Consider the following 15,496-nt stretch of genomic DNA (forward strand, 5'->3'; position numbering starts at 1 on the left):
CCGTTGTCCGTTCCGCGGCCGGTCGTCCTGCCGCCGGTCGTTCCGCGGCCTGGGCTGCTTCGCCTGCTGCGGCTGCTTCGGCTCAGACATGGCTGCGCGCCGTCCACAGCTCGGGGAACACGTTCTTGCGCGCCCGCTTCTCCAGCCAGGCCACCCCCGCCGAGCCGCCCGTGCCGGCCTTGGAGCCCATGGCCCGCCGGGTCGCCACGAGATGGTCGTTGCGCCAGCGCCACACCAGCTCGCCGACATCGGTCAGCGCCTCGCCGAGCCGCACCAGTTCGGTGTCCTGGTCCGGGTCGGCGTACACCTCGGCCCACACCGCCTCGACGGCGTCGCTCGGCTCGTACCGCTGCGAGAGATCGCGCTCCAGCACGGCCTCGGGCACGGCCTTGCCGCGCCGGGCGAGCAGCCTCAGCACCTCGTCGTACAGACTCGGTTCGTGCAGCGCCTTCTCCAGCTCGGTGTGCACCCTCGGGGCGCCCCGGTGCGGGACCAGCATGGACGCGGACTTCTCGCCGAGCAGGAACTCCATGCGCCGGTACATCGCCGACTGGAACCCGGATCCCTCACCCAGCGCGCTGCGGTACGAGTTGAACTGCGCGGGCGTCAGCTGTCCCAGCGGCCTCCAGGACGCGTTGAGCGCCTCCAGTTCCCGTACGGACCGCTTGAGCGCGTCTATCGCCACGGGTACGCGGTCCTCGCGCAGCGCGCGGGTCGCGGTCTCCCACTCGTGGACGACGACGGTGAACCACAACTCCATGACCTGCGTGGTGACCAGGAAGACCATCTCTCCCGGATCGTCCGAGAGGGGGTGCTGGAGATGGGTCAGGACGTCCGCCTGGACGTAGTCCTCATACGGCGTGGTGCCCGCGAAATCCAGATGCGGGGCAGCGTCATGTGACATCGCTGTCTCCTCGACGTCTTCGGGTAGCGGTCCGCCCCTTCCTGCTGGTGAGGGAACCCCGGTCCCCACGCGCACCCTAACTCAAGGTCCGCGCCCTCTCCAGGCTGTGTTTCCGAGGGGCGCGGACCTTTTTTCTCTTGTTTCGACCTGGTGTCCGCCCCGGTCGGTGCTCCAGGAGTCCGGAGGGCGGCCTCCCGGCGGCCGAGTCGGCGGCCGGCGGTCGGCGCCGGCCGTCTCGTCGGCCCTCGCGGCCGCCCGGTGGGCCCTGAGCCGTTCGGGTCGCCACCCGGCCGTTGCCGGTGACCCGCACCCCCGCGGGCGGCCGGCGGCCCGGTGACCCCGCACCTGCCGGGGTGCCCCCGGGGCCGTCGGCTCAGGAGGTCCCGGGGCCGTCAGCCCAGGGTGTCCGCAGCGGTCGGCGACGAGTCCCGCAGGAAGGACGAGCAGCGCTCGTACTCCTCCTGCTCACCGATCGCCTGCGCGGCCCGGGCGAGCGCGTGCAGCGCCCGCAGGAATCCCCGGTTCGGCTCGTGCTCGAAGGGCACGGGACCGTGGCCCTTCCAGCCGCTCCGCCGCAGCGCGTCCAGCCCCCGGTGGTAGCCGGTCCGGGCATACGCGTACGACTCCACGACCCGTCCGTTCTCGAACGCGTCGTCCGCGAGCCGTGCCCAGGCGAGCGAGGACGTCGGATACTTCGCGGCCACATCGGCGGGGTCGCCCCCGGAGGCGAGCAGCTCGCGCGGCTCGGGATCGTCGGGAAGGTGCGTCGGGGGCGGTCCCCCGAGGAGATTTTCATGGATGCCCATGGGTTCCAGTCTCCCTCACCCGGCCGGGCCGCTGCCATGCGGATCCGCACCGGAGCCACCGGCGCGGGCCATCGGCCGCAGCCGCCGCGAGCCGTACGGAACCGCGCGCCGTACGAACCGCGCGCCGGATGCCGCCGGAAGGGATAGTGAACGGTTGGCGGCGGTCGGGCGTCCAAGGACCATGACCGACAAGGGTGCACGGATACTTCTCGCTCTGGCGCTGGCCACAGCGGTACTGACGGGCTGCGACCAGGCCTCGCCCGAGACCCCCCGGGGTGCGGTGGCCACGCCCGCCGCGGGCGGCGGGACGAAGGACGGTCCGGCGTCGCCGGCCGCCCGGAAGATGCCCTTCGAGCTCTACACGCACTGCGGTATCGAGGGAGCGCAGATCGGTCCGACGTACTTCGTGGCGAAGACCCCGCTCTCCGACGGCTCCGGGAACCCGCCCGACGGATGGGGCAATCCCTTCCAGAAGGGCACCATGACGGTGCTCTCACCCACGGAGGCGGTCTTCACGGACGAGGCCGGGCACCGGGTGGAGTTCCATGTCCAGCCGGGCGTGAAGGGGCCGAAGGACATCTGCCGTTGACTCCCCCGGGGCGCGCCCCCGCTCGCTTGCTACTCGCTTGCTAGGTGTCCGCCGCCTGCGGGCTCGCCGACGCGGGTCCCGGGTGCTGCGCGGCCCGCCCGGGCTCCAGCGGCGGCGCGCCCACGCCGCAGTTGATCCTGCACTCGGGTTGCGCCGCCGCCGCTTCCTCCACGGCGGGCCTCCGTACCCACACCGCCGCCACGATCGCTCCGACGACGAGGATTCCCGCGCACATCGGCATCGCGCGCCGGAACGTGTCCCCGAACTCGGTGGCCGAGCGGTACGCCTCCGGGCCCATCCCCGCGAGCAGCGGCAGGGCGGCCACGGCGAGCAACCCGGCCGCGCGGGCGGCGGCGTTGTTGATGCCGCTGGCGATACCGGCGCGGGCGGTCTCGACGGAGGCCAGCACGGTCGCGGTGAGCGGCGCGACCAGGGTCACCATGCCCAGCCCCATGACCAGCAGCGCGGGCAGCACATCGACGAGATACGAGGTGTGCTGCCCGACCCTCAGCATCAGCAGCATCCCGGCGGCGCACAGGAGCGGGCCCACGGTCAGCGGGATACGCGGCCCGATGCGCTGGGCCAGCTCACCGGAGCGCGCGGAGAACAGGAGCATCAGCACGGTGGTCGGCAGCAGCGCCAGCCCTGCTTGGAGCGCGGAGTAGCCGGAGACGACCTGGAGCTGGAGCGCGACCAGGAAGAAGAACCCGCCGAACGCGGCGTACACACAGAGCGTGACCACATTGACCACGGTGAACAGCCGGGACCGGAAGACCGACAGCGGCAGCATGGGCTCGGGCCGGCGCCGCTCCAGCAGGACGAACGCCACCCCGACGACCACCCCGGCGATCCCCGCCCACCAGCGGGCGGCGATGAGCGCGTAGGTCACCAGGGTCAGCGCGCCGGCGCCGAGAACGGCGCCGAGGATGTCGAAACGCCCGGTGTGGGCCGCGGGGTTCCGGGACTCGGGTACATGGCGCAGGGCGATCGGGACACAGAGCGCGGCGAGCGGGACATTGATCAGGAACACCCAGCGCCAGCCCGGCCCGTCGACGAGCCAGCCGCCGACGAACGGCCCGATCGCGGCCCCGACCCCGCCGAACCCGGACCACAGGCCGACCGCGCGTGAGCGGTCGTCGGGGTGGAAACTGGCCTGGATGAGGGCCAGCGAGCCCGGGGTGAGGAGCGCGCCGCCGATGCCCTGGAGAGCGCGGGCGATGATCAGCGACAGACCGTCCGGGGCGAGTCCGCAGAACAGCGAGCCGATGGCGAACCAGATCACCCCGATGACGAAGACCTTCCGCCGCCCGTAGCGGTCACCGAGCGCCCCGCCGAGCAGGATCAGCCCGGCCAGCGTGAGCATGTAGGCGTTGACGGTCCACTGGAGAGTGGCGAGATCGGTGTTGAGGTCCTCCCCGATGTGCGGCAGGGCGACATTGACGACGGTCGAGTCCAGCAGGGCCATGCTGGATCCCAGGACGGTCGTCAGGACCACCCAGCGACCGGTGGTGGTGGAGAGCCGGATGTTCCCCGGGGCGGAGTCCATATCCCGGATCATCCCAGCGGGGCGCCCTGGGGGCGACCCCGCGAGCGGCGGAACCTCACGCCCGGAGCAGCTCCGACACGTCCAGGGTGATCTCGGGCGTGCCCTCGGGGCCGATGGAACCGGGCAGGGAGATCCGCTGACCGGGGGCGTAGACCTGGTGGCTGCCGTACTCGTCGCCGGCGGGGTCGGTGAGGACGTGGACCCGGTTGTGCTTGCGGTTGACGATCAGATAGACGGGGATCTTGGCTTCCGCGTAGGCGTTGACCTTGTGCCGAAGATCGTTGTTGTAGTTGCTGGCCCGGCGTTCCCTTGACGGAAACACCGGGCCCTCACGCGCGGAAAACAGAGGTGCTACTTCAGCTTCGTGCCCGTGGAGCGCAGGGCCGCGCAGGCCTCCGTGACGCGCTCGGCCATGCTGGCCTCGGCGAGCTTGCCCCAGGTGCGGGGGTCGTAGGTCTTCTTGTTGCCGACCTCGCCGTCGACCTTCAGGACGCCGTCGTAGTTCTGGAACATGTGCGCGGCGACGGGACGCGTGAAGGCGTACTGCGTGTCCGTGTCGAGGTTCATCTTCACGACGCCGTTCTCCAGCGCGGTGGCGATCTCCTCGGCCGTGGAGCCGGAGCCGCCGTGGAAGACGAAGTCGAACGGCGACTCCTTGCCGTACTTCTCGCCGACGCCCTGCTGGAGGTCCTTGAGCAGTTCGGGGCGGAGGACGACATTGCCGGGCTTGTAGACGCCGTGGACGTTGCCGAAGGACGCGGCCAGCAGATAGCGGCCCTTGTCGCCGAGGCCCAGCGCCTCGGCGGTGCGGAGGGCGTCGTCGACGGTGGTGTACAGCTCGTCGTTGATCTCGTGGGAGACGCCGTCCTCCTCACCGCCGGTCGGGGTGATCTCGACCTCAAGGATGATCTTGGCGGCGACGGCCTGCGCCAGCAGTTCCTGGCCGATGGCCAGGTTGTCGGCGAGGTTCTCGGCGGAGCCGTCCCACATATGGGACTGGAACAGCGGGTTCTGCCCGGCCGCGACGCGCTCGGCGGAGACCGCGAGCAGCGGACGGACATAGCCGTCCAGCTTGTCCTTGGGGCAGTGGTCCGTGTGCAGCGCGACGGTGATGTCGTACTTGGCGGCGACGATGTGCGCGAACTCGGCGAGGGCGACCGCGCCCGTGACCATGTCCTTCTTGTGCTGGCCGCCCAGGAACTCCGCACCACCGGTGGAGATCTGGATGATGCCGTCGCTCTCGGCCTCCGCGAAGCCGCGCAGGGCGGCGTGGAGCGTCTGGGAGGAGGTCACATTGATGGCCGGGTAGGCGAACTTGCCTGCCTTCGCCCGGTCGAGCATCTCGTTGTAGACCTCGGGGGTTGCGATGGGCATCTGTCCGCTCCTTGTGATGTGCGGTTTGGCGATATGAGCTGGCCCTGACCTTGGGGCGACGTCATCGTCGGGCCCTATCTTTCCAGACTCCCGACGGGACTACCCTGCCCGGTCTGCGGGCATACGCGGGGACCCCCGATCGAGGGTGCACCGCACCCCCGGGCGGCCGTTTCACGTGAAACGGGACCGAGGTCAGCCGAGTGCCAGTTCCTCCAGGGCGTACGCGTAGAGATACGGCACCCCGGCCATCCCGCTGATCTTGTCGCCCGCGCCCGTCGCCCGGTCCACGATCGTCGCCACCGCGACCACCTCGCCGCCGGCCTCACGCACCGCCTCGACGGCGGTCAGCGGGGAGCCCCCGGTGGTGGAGGTGTCCTCGACGACCAGACAGCGGCGGCCCTTGATGTCCGGGCCCTCGACCCGGCGCTGCATGCCATGGGCCTTGGCCGCCTTCCGTACGACGAAGGCGTCCACACGGCGTCCGCGTGCGGCGGACGCGTGCAGGATCGCGGTCGCCACCGGGTCCGCGCCCAGGGTGAGGCCGCCGACACAGTCGTAGTCGAGATCGGCGGTCAGCTCCGACATCACCTCGCCGACGAGCGGCGCGGCCTTACCGTCCAGCGTGATCCGCCGCAGGTCCACGTAGTAGTCGGCCTCCAGCCCGGAGGAGAGGGTCACCTTGCCGTGGACCACGGCCTTGTCCTTGATCTGCTGGAGCAGGTCAGCGCGTGCATCAGTCATGCCCCCGAGCTTAGGGCGCTTCTGATGGATCTTGCTGGGCTCGCGTGCCCTGGCACCGCGCTCCCCCTGGGCCTGGCGGCCCGGGAGGTACCCCCACGCCGCGTTGTCGTCGGTCGCCCATGGCCCCCTGTGCCCTGCGGGCACGGAGGTACCCCCACCGCAGTGGCTCCCTCCTCCGCCTTGCGATCCACGGCACCAGACCCCGCTCCCGGACCCAGCCCGACCCATCAGAAACGCCCTGGGACCTGCCCCGGGCCGCGCAGGGCCCCGCACCTCGTGCGGGCCGGGCGGGTGGGACCCGGGGACAGGGACTACCCGGCCCGTGGGTACGACCCCGGGCGGGTACGGCCAGGGGGTACGACCCCGGGCGGGTACGGCCAGGGGGTACGGCTCCGGGCGGGAGCGGGTCCGCTCGGGGCGCGATGGGCAGGGCGGGAGCCGGTGTCGAGGTCTACCGCCCGGTTCGGGGCGGTCCGGGTACCAGTCCGGGCCGGGCACGGGCGGTTCCCGGGCCGGCGCCGGTCCGGAAGCCGCGCCGCCGGCCGGGCCGGGGCCGCTCAGAGCCGGCGCCAGCTCCAGGTGGTGGAGATCTCCAGCGGGTCGATCGGGGTCACCAGCCTCGGCAGGGTGTTGAGGCCGTTCGGCGGGCCGGACTGCGGCTCCACACAGATCCAGTCGTCCTGCTCGTCGTAGATCACGACCCACTCGGCGCGGCTGGTGACGGTCAGTTCCAGCTGTTCGGGCCAGCTGAGCGTGACCGAGACACCGTCGGGCATGCCGAAACAGTCGTCCCAGGGGCCGGGCCTCGGATCGATACGGCGGCCGGTCGGCAGATGGTTCTCACCGCGCTCCTCCTGCCAGGCCGGGTCGAAGTCGATCCGCGCGTCCGCGTGGCCGAGGCTGCGCCGGAACCAGGGGTGCCAGCCCGCCTGTGCCGGGAAGGAGTTCTCATACGCCTCGACGGCCGTCGTGAGGGTCAGCGAGTCGGCCGAGAGCTGGAACAGCTGGGTGACCCGGCCGGGGTACGGCCACGGCTCGCCCAGCTCACAGGTGAAGACCGCCTCGTCCTTGCCCGCGCGGGCGGTGCGCCAGGGTGTGTCGCGGACCGTGCCGTGGATGGCGTGCGGCGGCGAGTTGAGCGGGAGTTGATGCACGTCGGCGCCATTGCGGAAGGCGCCGTTCTCCACCCGGCCGCACCAGGGCGCCATCGGGAACGATCCGTACGGCTCGCCCTGACGCAGCAGCTCGACGCCGCCGATCGTCAGGCTCGCCGCCCGGCAGCCGTTTCGCGGATCCACGGTCAACTCGACGTCTCCGGCCGCCAGCCGGACGTTCTCTTCGCTGCTGCTCACACCCCGACACTACTGGCCACGCCCCGGGGAGGTGCCGGAGGCCGGTGCCCTGACGTGCTACCTCCGGCGGCGCAGGGCCCGGCCGACGACCACGGCGGACGCCAGCGCGAGCGCGGCTGCGGGGGCGATCCAGCGCAGGGGCAGCCCCGCGGTGGCGTCGTCGGGTGCGGGGGTGGGCGCGTACCGGCCGCGCGGCGGCGCGTGGTCGACCTCCTCGGCGCTGCGGCCGATCATGGTGCGGCGGGCGTGAGCGGCCTCGGCGGGCGGCTCGTCGGGCAGACCGTCGGGAAGGTCGCCGAACTCGACCAGCTCATCGTCGTCCTCGTCCTCGTCGGTCCCGTCGTCGACGAACTCGTTGAGCCGCTGCTCCTCGTCGAGCTGCTCGAACGCGTCGAACTCGTCCTCGGCGTCGGCCCCGAGCGAGGGCGGCGGCACCGGGGCCTCGAACACGGAGGGCGTCCGGGGTGACGGGGGTTCCCCTTCCGCGCCGGATCCGGTCTCCAGGGCCCCGTCCTGCTTCCCCGGCTCCCCGTCCTGCTCCCCCGGCTCCTCGGGCTGCTCCCCCTTCTTCGGCACGGATCCACCGGGCTCCCCGGACTGCTCCGGCCTCCCGGAATCCGCGGGCGGCTCGGCATCCGCGTCCGCGAGCGGCGTCCCGTCGGCCTGGGTGTCCTCCGCCGCGACCGCCGCCAGCCGTTCCGCGAACCGGTCCAGAAGCCGGTGGGCAGCCTGTTCGGTCGAGGTGGCGGACAGCTCCGCGAGCCGCCCCTCCGCGCGGGCCGTGCCCGTGAAGCCCAAGGTCGTACCGCCCTCGGACCCGGTCGCGCTGATGGTGAGCGTCAGCTCCACCGAGCCCGTGCCCCGGGCCTCGGTGCCCCCGCCCTCGACGGTGAAGACACCGTCCCGCTCCACGATCCGCAGGGCGCCGCGGTAGGTGATGGTGTGGCTGCCGATACGGACCTTGAGCCGACCGGAGAGCGGGCCCGCGTCCGCGTCGTCGGCGTTCCGCTGGAGCCCCTGGACACAGCGGGCCACCCGTGCGGGGTCCCGCAGGGCCTCTCGAACGGTTTCTGCCGCAACCGGAACGAACACCTCATGGTCCATGGGACCCGAGCGTACTCAGAGCGACCCCCGACGTCTGCGTTTCGGTCCGTGTCAGCGCGCACCCGGGCCTCCGGACGGGTCACCGCACGGGCCGCCGCCCGCTCAACTCCCGTAGCGCGGATGGACCAGGGTCGACGGCGGCAGATCCGGCATCCTCGTGCGCTCCGCCCGCCACGCGTCGTCGGCGAGCCCGGCCCGCGTCAGCGACCGCAGCGGGGGCGCGCCGGGGTCGATACCGAGCCGGGGGGCCCTGCCCGGCGCCGCGAGCAGCAGTCCCGCGTCACCGATCCGGTACGGGCCGGTGCCGTATCCGGCCGCGCGCAGGGTCGCGTCCACCATCCAGTACGTACGCGGACGGGAGCCCATCTCCCCGGCGTGCACCACCAGCCGCCCGCCCGGGGCGAGGACCGCCGTGACCAGCCCGTAGAACTCCAGGGAGTAGAGCTTGGTGCTCGGGGTGAGGCCGGGATCGGGCAGATCCGCGATCACCACGTCGTACCGGCCGCGCCCCGGGCGGCCGTCCGCGTCCGTCCCCGGGGCGGCCGGCTCGCGCAGCCAGCCGAACGCGTCCGCCGTGACCACGTCCAACCGGGGATCGCGGTACGCCCGTCCGTTCAGCGCGGAGAGCGCGGGGTCCGTGCGGGCGAGGTGGACGACTCCGGGGTCCAGCTCGACGACGGTCACCTCGTCCACGTCCCGGTAGCGCAGGACCTCACGCGCCGCGAGCCCGTCGCCGCCGCCGAGGATGAGCACCCGGGTGCGCGGACCGGCCATCGCGGGGTGGACCAGGGCCTCGTGGTAGCGGTACTCGTCCCGGCCACTGACCCTCAGCCGCCCGTCGAGGAACAGGTCCAGCGGGCCCGAGCGGCCACCCGTGAGCACCACCTCCTGCACACCGGTCTGCACGGCGACCCGCACCCGGTCGCCGTAGACGGCCCGGCGCGCGGCCCGCTCGAAGTCGTCGGCCATCACCGTCGCGGTCGCCAGCAGCGCGAGGACCAGCACATTGGCGACCAGCAGCCAGCCCCGGGAGCGGGCGGTCAGATCACGGCGGAAGAGCCACAGCACCAGCGAACCGCCCGCGACGGCGTTGACCGCGCCCGTCAGCAGACCGCTGGTGAGCTGGCCCAGCCAGGGCAGCAGCAGAAAGGGGAACGCGAGCCCGCCGACGAGGGCGCCCACGTAGTCGGCGGCGAACAGATCGGCGACCGTGCCGTCGGCGTCCCGCCGGGAGATGCGCTGGATCAGGGACATCAGCAGCGGGATCTCCGCGCCGATCAGCACCCCGATGGCCAGGGAGAACGCGACCAGCACGGCGCGTGACTCCCCCACCCAGGCGAAGGACGCGTACAGCACCATCGCGGACGATCCGCCGACGAGCGCGAGGATCAGTTCCAGCAGACCGAAGCCGAACGCGGCCCGGCAGCGGAGCCGCTTGGCGAGCAGCGAGCCGATGCCCATCGCGAACACCATCAGCGACAGCACCACGGATGCCTGGGTGACGGAGTCGCCGATCAGAGAGGAGGCGAGAGCGACCAGCTCCAGCTCGTACACCAGTCCGCAGGCGGCACAGACGAACACGACCAGCAGCACGAGATACCGGCCCGCGGCGGGGCGCACCGGCAGACGCACCGCGCCGGGTGGCGGTGACAGCTGCTGCGACTGGTCGATCATGCGGTAACGCTACGTTACGTCTCTCGTACATCCTGTCACCCGCAAGTGTGCTCCTGGGGCACACGAGAGGGGCTGACGGCGGGGATGTGGCGCCCAGCGCGCGCGGGCGGATTACAGCAGCGCGGGCTCGGAACGGCGCGCCGGCCCGGCGCTCTGGGAGAGGGCTCCGACCCGGGTCCGGGTGACGACGAGCCGGCCTTCCTGCGGGTAGGCGTGCCAGGTGCGCCACAGCACCTGCCGGTCCAGTCGCTGAGCCATCATCGCGGTGAAGGCGTGCGGGGAGCCGGGAAACGTTCCGGCCAGGGAGTTCGGATGGTCGGTGACCAGGGCCAGCAGCTCCTGCGCCCGCCCGGCGAACGAACCCTCCGAGAGCGTCTCGACGCGGGCCGCGAACTCGTACTCCCAGGCGCCGAGCTGCTTGGCGACCCCCAGGGGCAGGGGCGTGCTGCTCCCGGGCATGCAGGCGACGGTCTCGGAGCAGCTGCCGAGCGCGTCCTCCAGCAGCACTTGGTGGGATGCGCCGAGCAGTCTGAGCTGGAGTTGCGCCCCGGAGAGTTCGAGGTCGAGCACGGCCAGGGCGGGCAGGGGCTCCCGGCCGAGCGCCCAGGCGAGGTCGTCGGCACGGGTGTCTGTGTAGGCGGTATGGAGGGTCGTGAGCATGGATCGGCTCCGCAAACACGCTTCGGCGGTGGATACGTGGACCTGGGGCGCCCCTGAGCGGCAGTGACAACTGATGAGGGGGACCGCCGGCTCGGGTCCAAGCTGGCCCGAGGGCTGGATGGTTCCAACAGGTTCCGTCAGCGAGGGAATCACGAAGTACGCGGGGCCCACAGCGTTTTTACCCAAGCTGGAGGGGTTTCCATCCCCTGGGGGACCCTGCGGTTCATCTGTTCACAGAAAGAGGCACCTGACGGGAGTTCCCTCCCGCCAGGTGCCTTCCCGGTGGCGGACCGGCTGCCCCGTGTCAGCCGCCTCCGCCGCTGCGGTATCGACTGTTTCCGCCGTACCGACTCATCGGTGACATAAAGGTCCATCGTTCGCGGTGCGGCCGGACGAGTGCCGTCCGGCCGCACCGGCGCCCCCCGATGGTGGCTCTCCGTAACTCCCCCGATGGTCCGGGCCTCCCCCGGGTTCGGGGGCTCCAGAGCCTCTTGTTCCGATCCGGACAGAACACCTAGCTGCCGCCGCCTCCGCAGCCACCGCCGCCGCCTCCACAACCGCCGCCGCCTCCGCAGCTGTGTCCGCCCGACGAGCTCCCGCCACCGGACGAGCCGCCTCCGCCGTCACCGCCCGACGAGCCGCCGTCACCGCCCGAGGAGCCGCCGTCGCTCCAGGGCCACCAGCCGTCGACACCGGTCACGACTCCGCCGTCCACGCCGTCGGAGGACTTCACGCCCTTGCGGCGCCTCCTGCGAGCGGCGATACGAGCCGCCGCCAGCCGGGCGGCCGCGTCGTCGGACCCGCCCGCGTACCGGCGGGTCCTGTTCGCCCAGACGAGTCCGGCCCCCAAGGCTCCCAGTAGCAGAACCAGGCCGATCAGCATTCCCAGGAAAGCCCCCATAGCTCTCACCGTCCTTGTCGATCCCCCGAACGAGTCCCCCCTCGCGCCCTTGCGGACGGGAACCCCTTCTCGCGTGTGAGGGGGATGCCCTCCCGCCTCCGGCGCCAAAGCCGACTTGAGCTAGTCCAGAGCTTCCGCGCAGGATGACGCCATGGCGACCATGGACGAACGCGCTGCCGACCCCGAGAGCCCCGGCGAACCCGCAGGCCACAGCGGCCCCACCGCAGTTCCCGAACCCCCGCCGTCACCCTCCGGCGGACCCACCGGACCCACCGGACCCACGGGCCCCACCGCCGGACCCGGCCGGCACACCGCACACACCGCCGGACCCACCGGACCCGCGGGACGACCCGACCGGCCCACCCGGACCGCCGGTCCCGCCTCGGCACGGCCCCTGCTCAACCGCCGGCTCGCGGAGTTCGGCACGACGATCTTCGCGGAGATGTCGGCGCTGGCCATGCGGACCGGCTCCATCAACCTCGGGCAGGGCTTCCCCGACACCGACGGCCCTGAGGAGATCCGCGAGGCCGCGGTCCGGGCGCTGCGCGACGGCCGGGGCAACCAGTACCCGCCGGGGCCGGGCGTCCCCGAGCTGCGTACCGCGATCGCCGACCACCAGCGGACCCGCTACGGCCTGGTCCACGACCCGGACACCGGTGTCCTCGTCACCGCGGGCGCCACCGAGGCCATCGCGGCGGCCCTGCTCGCCCTCGTCGAGCCGGGCGACGAGGTCATCGCGCTGGAGCCGTACTACGACTCGTACGCCGCCTGTGTCGCGATGGCGGGCGGGCGGCGCGTACCGGTCACCCTGCGCCCCCGTGACGGCGCCTACCACCTCGACCTGGACGAGCTGCGGGACGCCGTCACCGACCGCACCCGGCTGATCCTGCTGAACACCCCGCACAACCCCACCGGCACGGTCCTCACCCGGGAGGAGCTGGCCGCCGTCGCCGCGCTCGCCGTCGAACGCGATCTGCTCGTCGTCACGGACGAGGTCTACGAGCATCTGGTCTTCGACGGGGAGCACACCCCCATCGCCGCCTTCCCCGGGATGCGGGAGCGCACGGTCACCATCGGGAGCGCGGGAAAGACGTTCTCGTTCACCGGATGGAAGGTCGGCTGGGTCACCGCCGCACCCGAACTGGTGACGGCCGTCCGCTCCGCGAAGCAGTTCCTGACCTATGTGTCCGCGGGACCGTTCCAGTACGCGGTGGCCGAGGCGCTGCGGCTGCCGTCCGCGTACTTCGACGGTCTGCGCGACGATCTGCGGGCCAAGCGCGATCTGCTGAGCACGGGCCTCGCGGACGCCGGTTTCGCGGTCTACCGCCCGTCCGGCACCTACTTCGTCACCACCGACATCCGCCCCCTCGGCGAGAGCGACGGCTTCGCCTTCTGCCGCGCGCTGCCCGAGCGCTGCGGAGTCGTCGCCATCCCGAACGCGGTCTTCTACGACCACCGGGACGAGGGCGCGCCCTTCGTACGGTTCGCGTTCTGCAAGCGGGAGAGCGTGCTCCAGGAGGCGGTGGCCCGTCTCAAGGGCCTGGGGGCGCCCGCGCGGTGAGCCCCGCGCCTCCCCGGCGGGCACGGGGGCCGGCCGGGGGCCTGAGCCGGGCGGCGTCCGGGTGGTCCCGGGCGGGTCCGGGGGTCCGGGCGGGGGCCCGTAACCCGTCGGCGCCCGGACGGGCGGCAGGACACGGACGCCTTCACACGTCCGGGTGGGATTCCGGAGGCAACCGGCCCTGTCGGCTGTCTTGCGCTCGCGTGAGCCGCCCGGGCCGCTCATGTTGTGTCGGACGACACAACCGCGCGCCCGGAGGTGCCCCCTGTCCGCCGAGACCTTCGACGAAGCAGCGGTGGCGGGTACACCGCACCTCCCCCGCCTGCGCGCCGGACTCCTGCGGGCCGCCCCCGCGCTCGGGCTGTTCGCGGTGGCGCGCCTGACCGGGCTGCTGGTGATGTCCGGCTGGGCCTGGCACATCGGCCGCAGACCGCGCGCGATCCTCGGCAGGGCCTGGGACTCCGACTGGTACATGCTGATCGCCGAACACGGCTACGGCCGCACCCTGACCTGGCCCGACGGCGCGGTCCAGAGCGATCTGGCGTTCTTCCCGCTCTACCCCGGCCTGGTGCGGACCGTGTCGGCGGTGCTGCCGGTGACCAGCGGGACGGTCGGGCTGCTGATCTCCTGGACCGCGGCGGGCGCGGCGGCCCTCGGGATCTACGCGATCGGGGAACGGCTCTACGGGCGGCGCGCCGCGACGGTACTGGTGCTGCTGTGGGGGCTGCTGCCCCACTCGATCGTGCTGACCATGGCGTATACGGAACCGCTGCTCACCGCGTTCGCCGCCTGGTCGCTGTACGCGGTGCTGACCCGGCACTGGGTGTGGGCCGGGGCGCTCTCCGCGCTGGCGGGCCTGGCGCGCCCGAACGGGATCGCGGTGGCGGCGGCCGTGACGGGAGTCGCCTGCTGGGAGCTGCTCCGGCGCCACCGGCGGCGGGAGCGGCTGCTCGGGCTGCGGAACGTCCTCGGCCGGGCGGGCGGCGGAGGGGAGCCCGCGACCTGGCGGATCTGGCTCGGCGCCGCGCTGGCGCCGCTGGGCTGGTGCGCGTACGTGCTCTACGTCGGCTTCCGCAAGGGCGATCCGCTGGGCGGGTACTTCGCGGTCCAGCGCGGCTGGACGTCGACGTTCGACTTCGGGACCGGGGCACTGCGGGTGGTGCGGGACATCGTGCTGCGGCCGACGGTGCTCCCGCTGGTGATGGCGCTGCTGATCGTGGTGGTGTCGGTGGCGCTGTTCGCCGTACTGGTGCTGGAGCGGCCACCGGCGGCGCTGGTCGTCTACACCGGTGTCCTGGTACTGATCACGATCGGGGGCTCGGGCTTCTTCGAGTCGAAGCCGCGCTTTCTGCTGCCCGCGTTCCCGCTGCTGCTGCCGGTCGCGCTGGCGCTGACGAGAGCCCGGCCACCGGCGGCGGTCGCGGTGACCGTCGCGCTGGCCGGGCTCTCGTTCGCCTATGGGACGTATCTGCTGACGCTGTCCCCGGTCGCGCTGTAGTCCATCGCGCGGCGGTACGCGGACCCGCCCGTCCGCGCGGACCCGCCCGCGCACACGGATTCGGCCGAAGGGCGCGGGCACGCCCGGAGTACGGGGACCCGCCCGGAGGACACGGACCTCCGGGACGGCGTGCGCCGTCTGGAGCGAGCGTTCCATCCAGTGCGGCTCAGGCGTCGGCGGAGGGCGTGTCGCCGCCCTCGTCCCCGTCCTGCGCCGGCTTGATGCCGAGGTGCTCGGCGAACCACTTGTCGAACTCGATCGACGCGCTGACCCAGCCGACGGTCGACTGGACGAAGTGGTCCAGGCTGACGCCCGTACCGATCAGCATCTGCGCCTCGCCGATGAGGCGGATGGTGGCGCCGCCCTCCTCGTCCTCGTGGAGGTGCGTGTACACCTTGGGCCACAGGGTGCGGCGGTTCCAGTCGTCGATCGCCTCCAGGATCTGGTTGCGGTCGTCGACGGGCAGCGGCCGGTCGTAGAAGGTCCGGACGGAGAAGACCTGCTGCTCCGCCTCACCGCGGAACATGAAGTACGTGCGGAATTCCTCCCACGGGGCGGCGAGGTCGCCCTCGTCGTCAATGACGTACTTCAGCTCCATCTGCTCCAGGAGCTGCTTGACGAGGTCCTGATCGGGAACGACGGGGCCCGCCGGTCCTTCGGCCTGAGGCTGGGGCTGGCCCCCGAAATTCGGAATCGAGGACGGATCGATGGTCACCGTGGATTTCCCTTCGTACGGTTGCCGCCATCCTCCCCCATCCCGGGGCGGGAGTGGCAACCCCCACCCCATGA

General features: G+C 72.3%; 14 protein-coding genes and 1 pseudogene. 3 read left to right on the forward strand and 12 right to left on the reverse strand.

What is annotated here, in order from left to right; genetic code table 11:
* Window positions 1–82: 82 nt before the first annotated feature.
* Window positions 83–904, reverse strand: a complete 822-nt coding sequence (locus tag ACFYT4_RS05765) for a tryptophan 2,3-dioxygenase family protein (protein ID WP_389265600.1) — start codon at window positions 902–904, stop codon at window positions 83–85.
* A 392-nt stretch (window positions 905–1,296) separates the two neighbouring features.
* Window positions 1,297–1,710 carry a DUF3151 domain-containing protein gene (locus ACFYT4_RS05770; RefSeq protein WP_389265603.1) on the reverse strand — a complete coding sequence of 138 codons (414 nt, stop codon included), beginning with the start codon at window positions 1,708–1,710 and terminating at the stop codon, window positions 1,297–1,299.
* A 181-nt stretch (window positions 1,711–1,891) separates the two neighbouring features.
* On the opposite strand from ACFYT4_RS05770, the gene ACFYT4_RS05775 reads away from it, so the two are divergent.
* On the forward strand, window positions 1,892–2,299 hold the full coding sequence (locus tag ACFYT4_RS05775; protein ID WP_389265605.1) for a hypothetical protein: 408 nt from the start codon (window positions 1,892–1,894) through the stop codon (window positions 2,297–2,299).
* A gap of 40 nt (window positions 2,300–2,339) precedes the next feature.
* Here the strand turns inward: ACFYT4_RS05775 and ACFYT4_RS05780 are convergent, their stop codons facing one another.
* The 9 genes and pseudogenes from ACFYT4_RS05780 to ACFYT4_RS05820 all read right to left on the reverse strand — a co-directional run bounded on the left by ACFYT4_RS05780 (window position 2,340) and on the right by ACFYT4_RS05820 (window position 11,651).
* Complete coding sequence (locus ACFYT4_RS05780) at window positions 2,340–3,845, reverse strand: MFS transporter (RefSeq protein WP_389265607.1); 1,506 nt, start codon at window positions 3,843–3,845, stop codon at window positions 2,340–2,342.
* A 55-nt stretch (window positions 3,846–3,900) separates the two neighbouring features.
* A pseudogene (locus tag ACFYT4_RS05785) lies at window positions 3,901–4,152 on the reverse strand (Uma2 family endonuclease); the annotation flags it as partial.
* A gap of 44 nt (window positions 4,153–4,196) precedes the next feature.
* Complete coding sequence (fbaA, locus tag ACFYT4_RS05790; RefSeq protein WP_389265609.1) at window positions 4,197–5,219, reverse strand: class II fructose-bisphosphate aldolase; 1,023 nt, start codon at window positions 5,217–5,219, stop codon at window positions 4,197–4,199.
* A gap of 192 nt (window positions 5,220–5,411) precedes the next feature.
* On the reverse strand, window positions 5,412–5,960 hold the full coding sequence (pyrE, locus tag ACFYT4_RS05795; protein WP_389265611.1) for an orotate phosphoribosyltransferase: 549 nt from the start codon (window positions 5,958–5,960) through the stop codon (window positions 5,412–5,414).
* A 557-nt stretch (window positions 5,961–6,517) separates the two neighbouring features.
* Complete coding sequence (locus ACFYT4_RS05800; protein ID WP_389265613.1) at window positions 6,518–7,312, reverse strand: aldose 1-epimerase; 795 nt, start codon at window positions 7,310–7,312, stop codon at window positions 6,518–6,520.
* Between the two features lie 57 nt (window positions 7,313–7,369).
* The gene (locus ACFYT4_RS05805; protein ID WP_389265615.1) at window positions 7,370–8,416 is read right to left on the reverse strand and encodes an SRPBCC domain-containing protein; all 1,047 of its coding nucleotides are present in this window, start codon (window positions 8,414–8,416) and stop codon (window positions 7,370–7,372) included.
* A gap of 102 nt (window positions 8,417–8,518) precedes the next feature.
* A complete protein-coding gene (locus ACFYT4_RS05810) occupies window positions 8,519–10,090 on the reverse strand; it encodes a polyamine aminopropyltransferase (RefSeq protein ID WP_389265617.1) in 1,572 nt (523 codons plus the stop codon).
* A gap of 111 nt (window positions 10,091–10,201) precedes the next feature.
* Window positions 10,202–10,750, reverse strand: coding sequence for a DUF2617 family protein (locus tag ACFYT4_RS05815; RefSeq protein ID WP_389265619.1), 549 nt, complete (start codon window positions 10,748–10,750; stop codon window positions 10,202–10,204).
* Between the two features lie 514 nt (window positions 10,751–11,264).
* Entirely contained in the window at window positions 11,265–11,651 is a 387-nt protein-coding gene (locus ACFYT4_RS05820; protein WP_389265620.1) for a hypothetical protein, read from the reverse strand.
* A gap of 151 nt (window positions 11,652–11,802) precedes the next feature.
* Here ACFYT4_RS05820 and ACFYT4_RS05825 point away from each other — a divergent pair, with 151 nt between their 5' ends.
* Together ACFYT4_RS05825 and ACFYT4_RS05830 are read left to right on the forward strand one after the other, a co-directional pair.
* Window positions 11,803–13,212 carry a pyridoxal phosphate-dependent aminotransferase gene (locus ACFYT4_RS05825; RefSeq protein ID WP_389265622.1) on the forward strand — a complete coding sequence of 470 codons (1,410 nt, stop codon included), beginning with the start codon at window positions 11,803–11,805 and terminating at the stop codon, window positions 13,210–13,212.
* Window positions 13,213–13,432: 220 nt separating this feature from the next.
* Window positions 13,433–14,707: a hypothetical protein gene (locus ACFYT4_RS05830; protein WP_389265624.1), complete on the forward strand. Its 1,275-nt coding sequence runs from the start codon at window positions 13,433–13,435 to the stop codon at window positions 14,705–14,707.
* A 166-nt stretch (window positions 14,708–14,873) separates the two neighbouring features.
* Here the strand turns inward: ACFYT4_RS05830 and ACFYT4_RS05835 are convergent, their stop codons facing one another.
* On the reverse strand, window positions 14,874–15,422 hold the full coding sequence (locus tag ACFYT4_RS05835) for a YbjN domain-containing protein (protein ID WP_389265626.1): 549 nt from the start codon (window positions 15,420–15,422) through the stop codon (window positions 14,874–14,876).
* Between the last annotated feature and the right edge of the window lie 74 nt (window positions 15,423–15,496).

Origin of the sequence: Streptomyces sp. NPDC004609, assembly GCF_042873655.1 — a bacterium.
GTDB lineage: Bacteria > Actinomycetota > Actinomycetes > Streptomycetales > Streptomycetaceae > Streptomyces.

What these genes read in the sequence shown, in the direction of transcription:
- ACFYT4_RS05765 (WP_389265600.1), bottom strand. Translation starts at nt 904, where the DNA reads ATGTCACATGACGCTGCCCCGCATCTGGATTTCGCGGGCACCACGCCG.
- ACFYT4_RS05770 (WP_389265603.1), bottom strand. Translation starts at nt 1,710, where the DNA reads ATGGGCATCCATGAAAATCTCCTCGGGGGACCGCCCCCGACGCACCTT.
- ACFYT4_RS05775 (WP_389265605.1), top strand. Translation starts at nt 1,892, where the DNA reads ATGACCGACAAGGGTGCACGGATACTTCTCGCTCTGGCGCTGGCCACA.
- ACFYT4_RS05780 (WP_389265607.1), bottom strand. Translation starts at nt 3,845, where the DNA reads ATGGACTCCGCCCCGGGGAACATCCGGCTCTCCACCACCACCGGTCGC.
- fbaA (WP_389265609.1), bottom strand. Translation starts at nt 5,219, where the DNA reads ATGCCCATCGCAACCCCCGAGGTCTACAACGAGATGCTCGACCGGGCG.
- pyrE (WP_389265611.1), bottom strand. Translation starts at nt 5,960, where the DNA reads ATGACTGATGCACGCGCTGACCTGCTCCAGCAGATCAAGGACAAGGCC.
- ACFYT4_RS05805 (WP_389265615.1), bottom strand. Translation starts at nt 8,416, where the DNA reads ATGGACCATGAGGTGTTCGTTCCGGTTGCGGCAGAAACCGTTCGAGAG.
- ACFYT4_RS05810 (WP_389265617.1), bottom strand. Translation starts at nt 10,090, where the DNA reads ATGATCGACCAGTCGCAGCAGCTGTCACCGCCACCCGGCGCGGTGCGT.
- ACFYT4_RS05815 (WP_389265619.1), bottom strand. Translation starts at nt 10,750, where the DNA reads ATGCTCACGACCCTCCATACCGCCTACACAGACACCCGTGCCGACGAC.
- ACFYT4_RS05820 (WP_389265620.1), bottom strand. Translation starts at nt 11,651, where the DNA reads ATGGGGGCTTTCCTGGGAATGCTGATCGGCCTGGTTCTGCTACTGGGA.
- ACFYT4_RS05825 (WP_389265622.1), top strand. Translation starts at nt 11,803, where the DNA reads ATGGCGACCATGGACGAACGCGCTGCCGACCCCGAGAGCCCCGGCGAA.
- ACFYT4_RS05830 (WP_389265624.1), top strand. Translation starts at nt 13,433, where the DNA reads ATGTTGTGTCGGACGACACAACCGCGCGCCCGGAGGTGCCCCCTGTCC.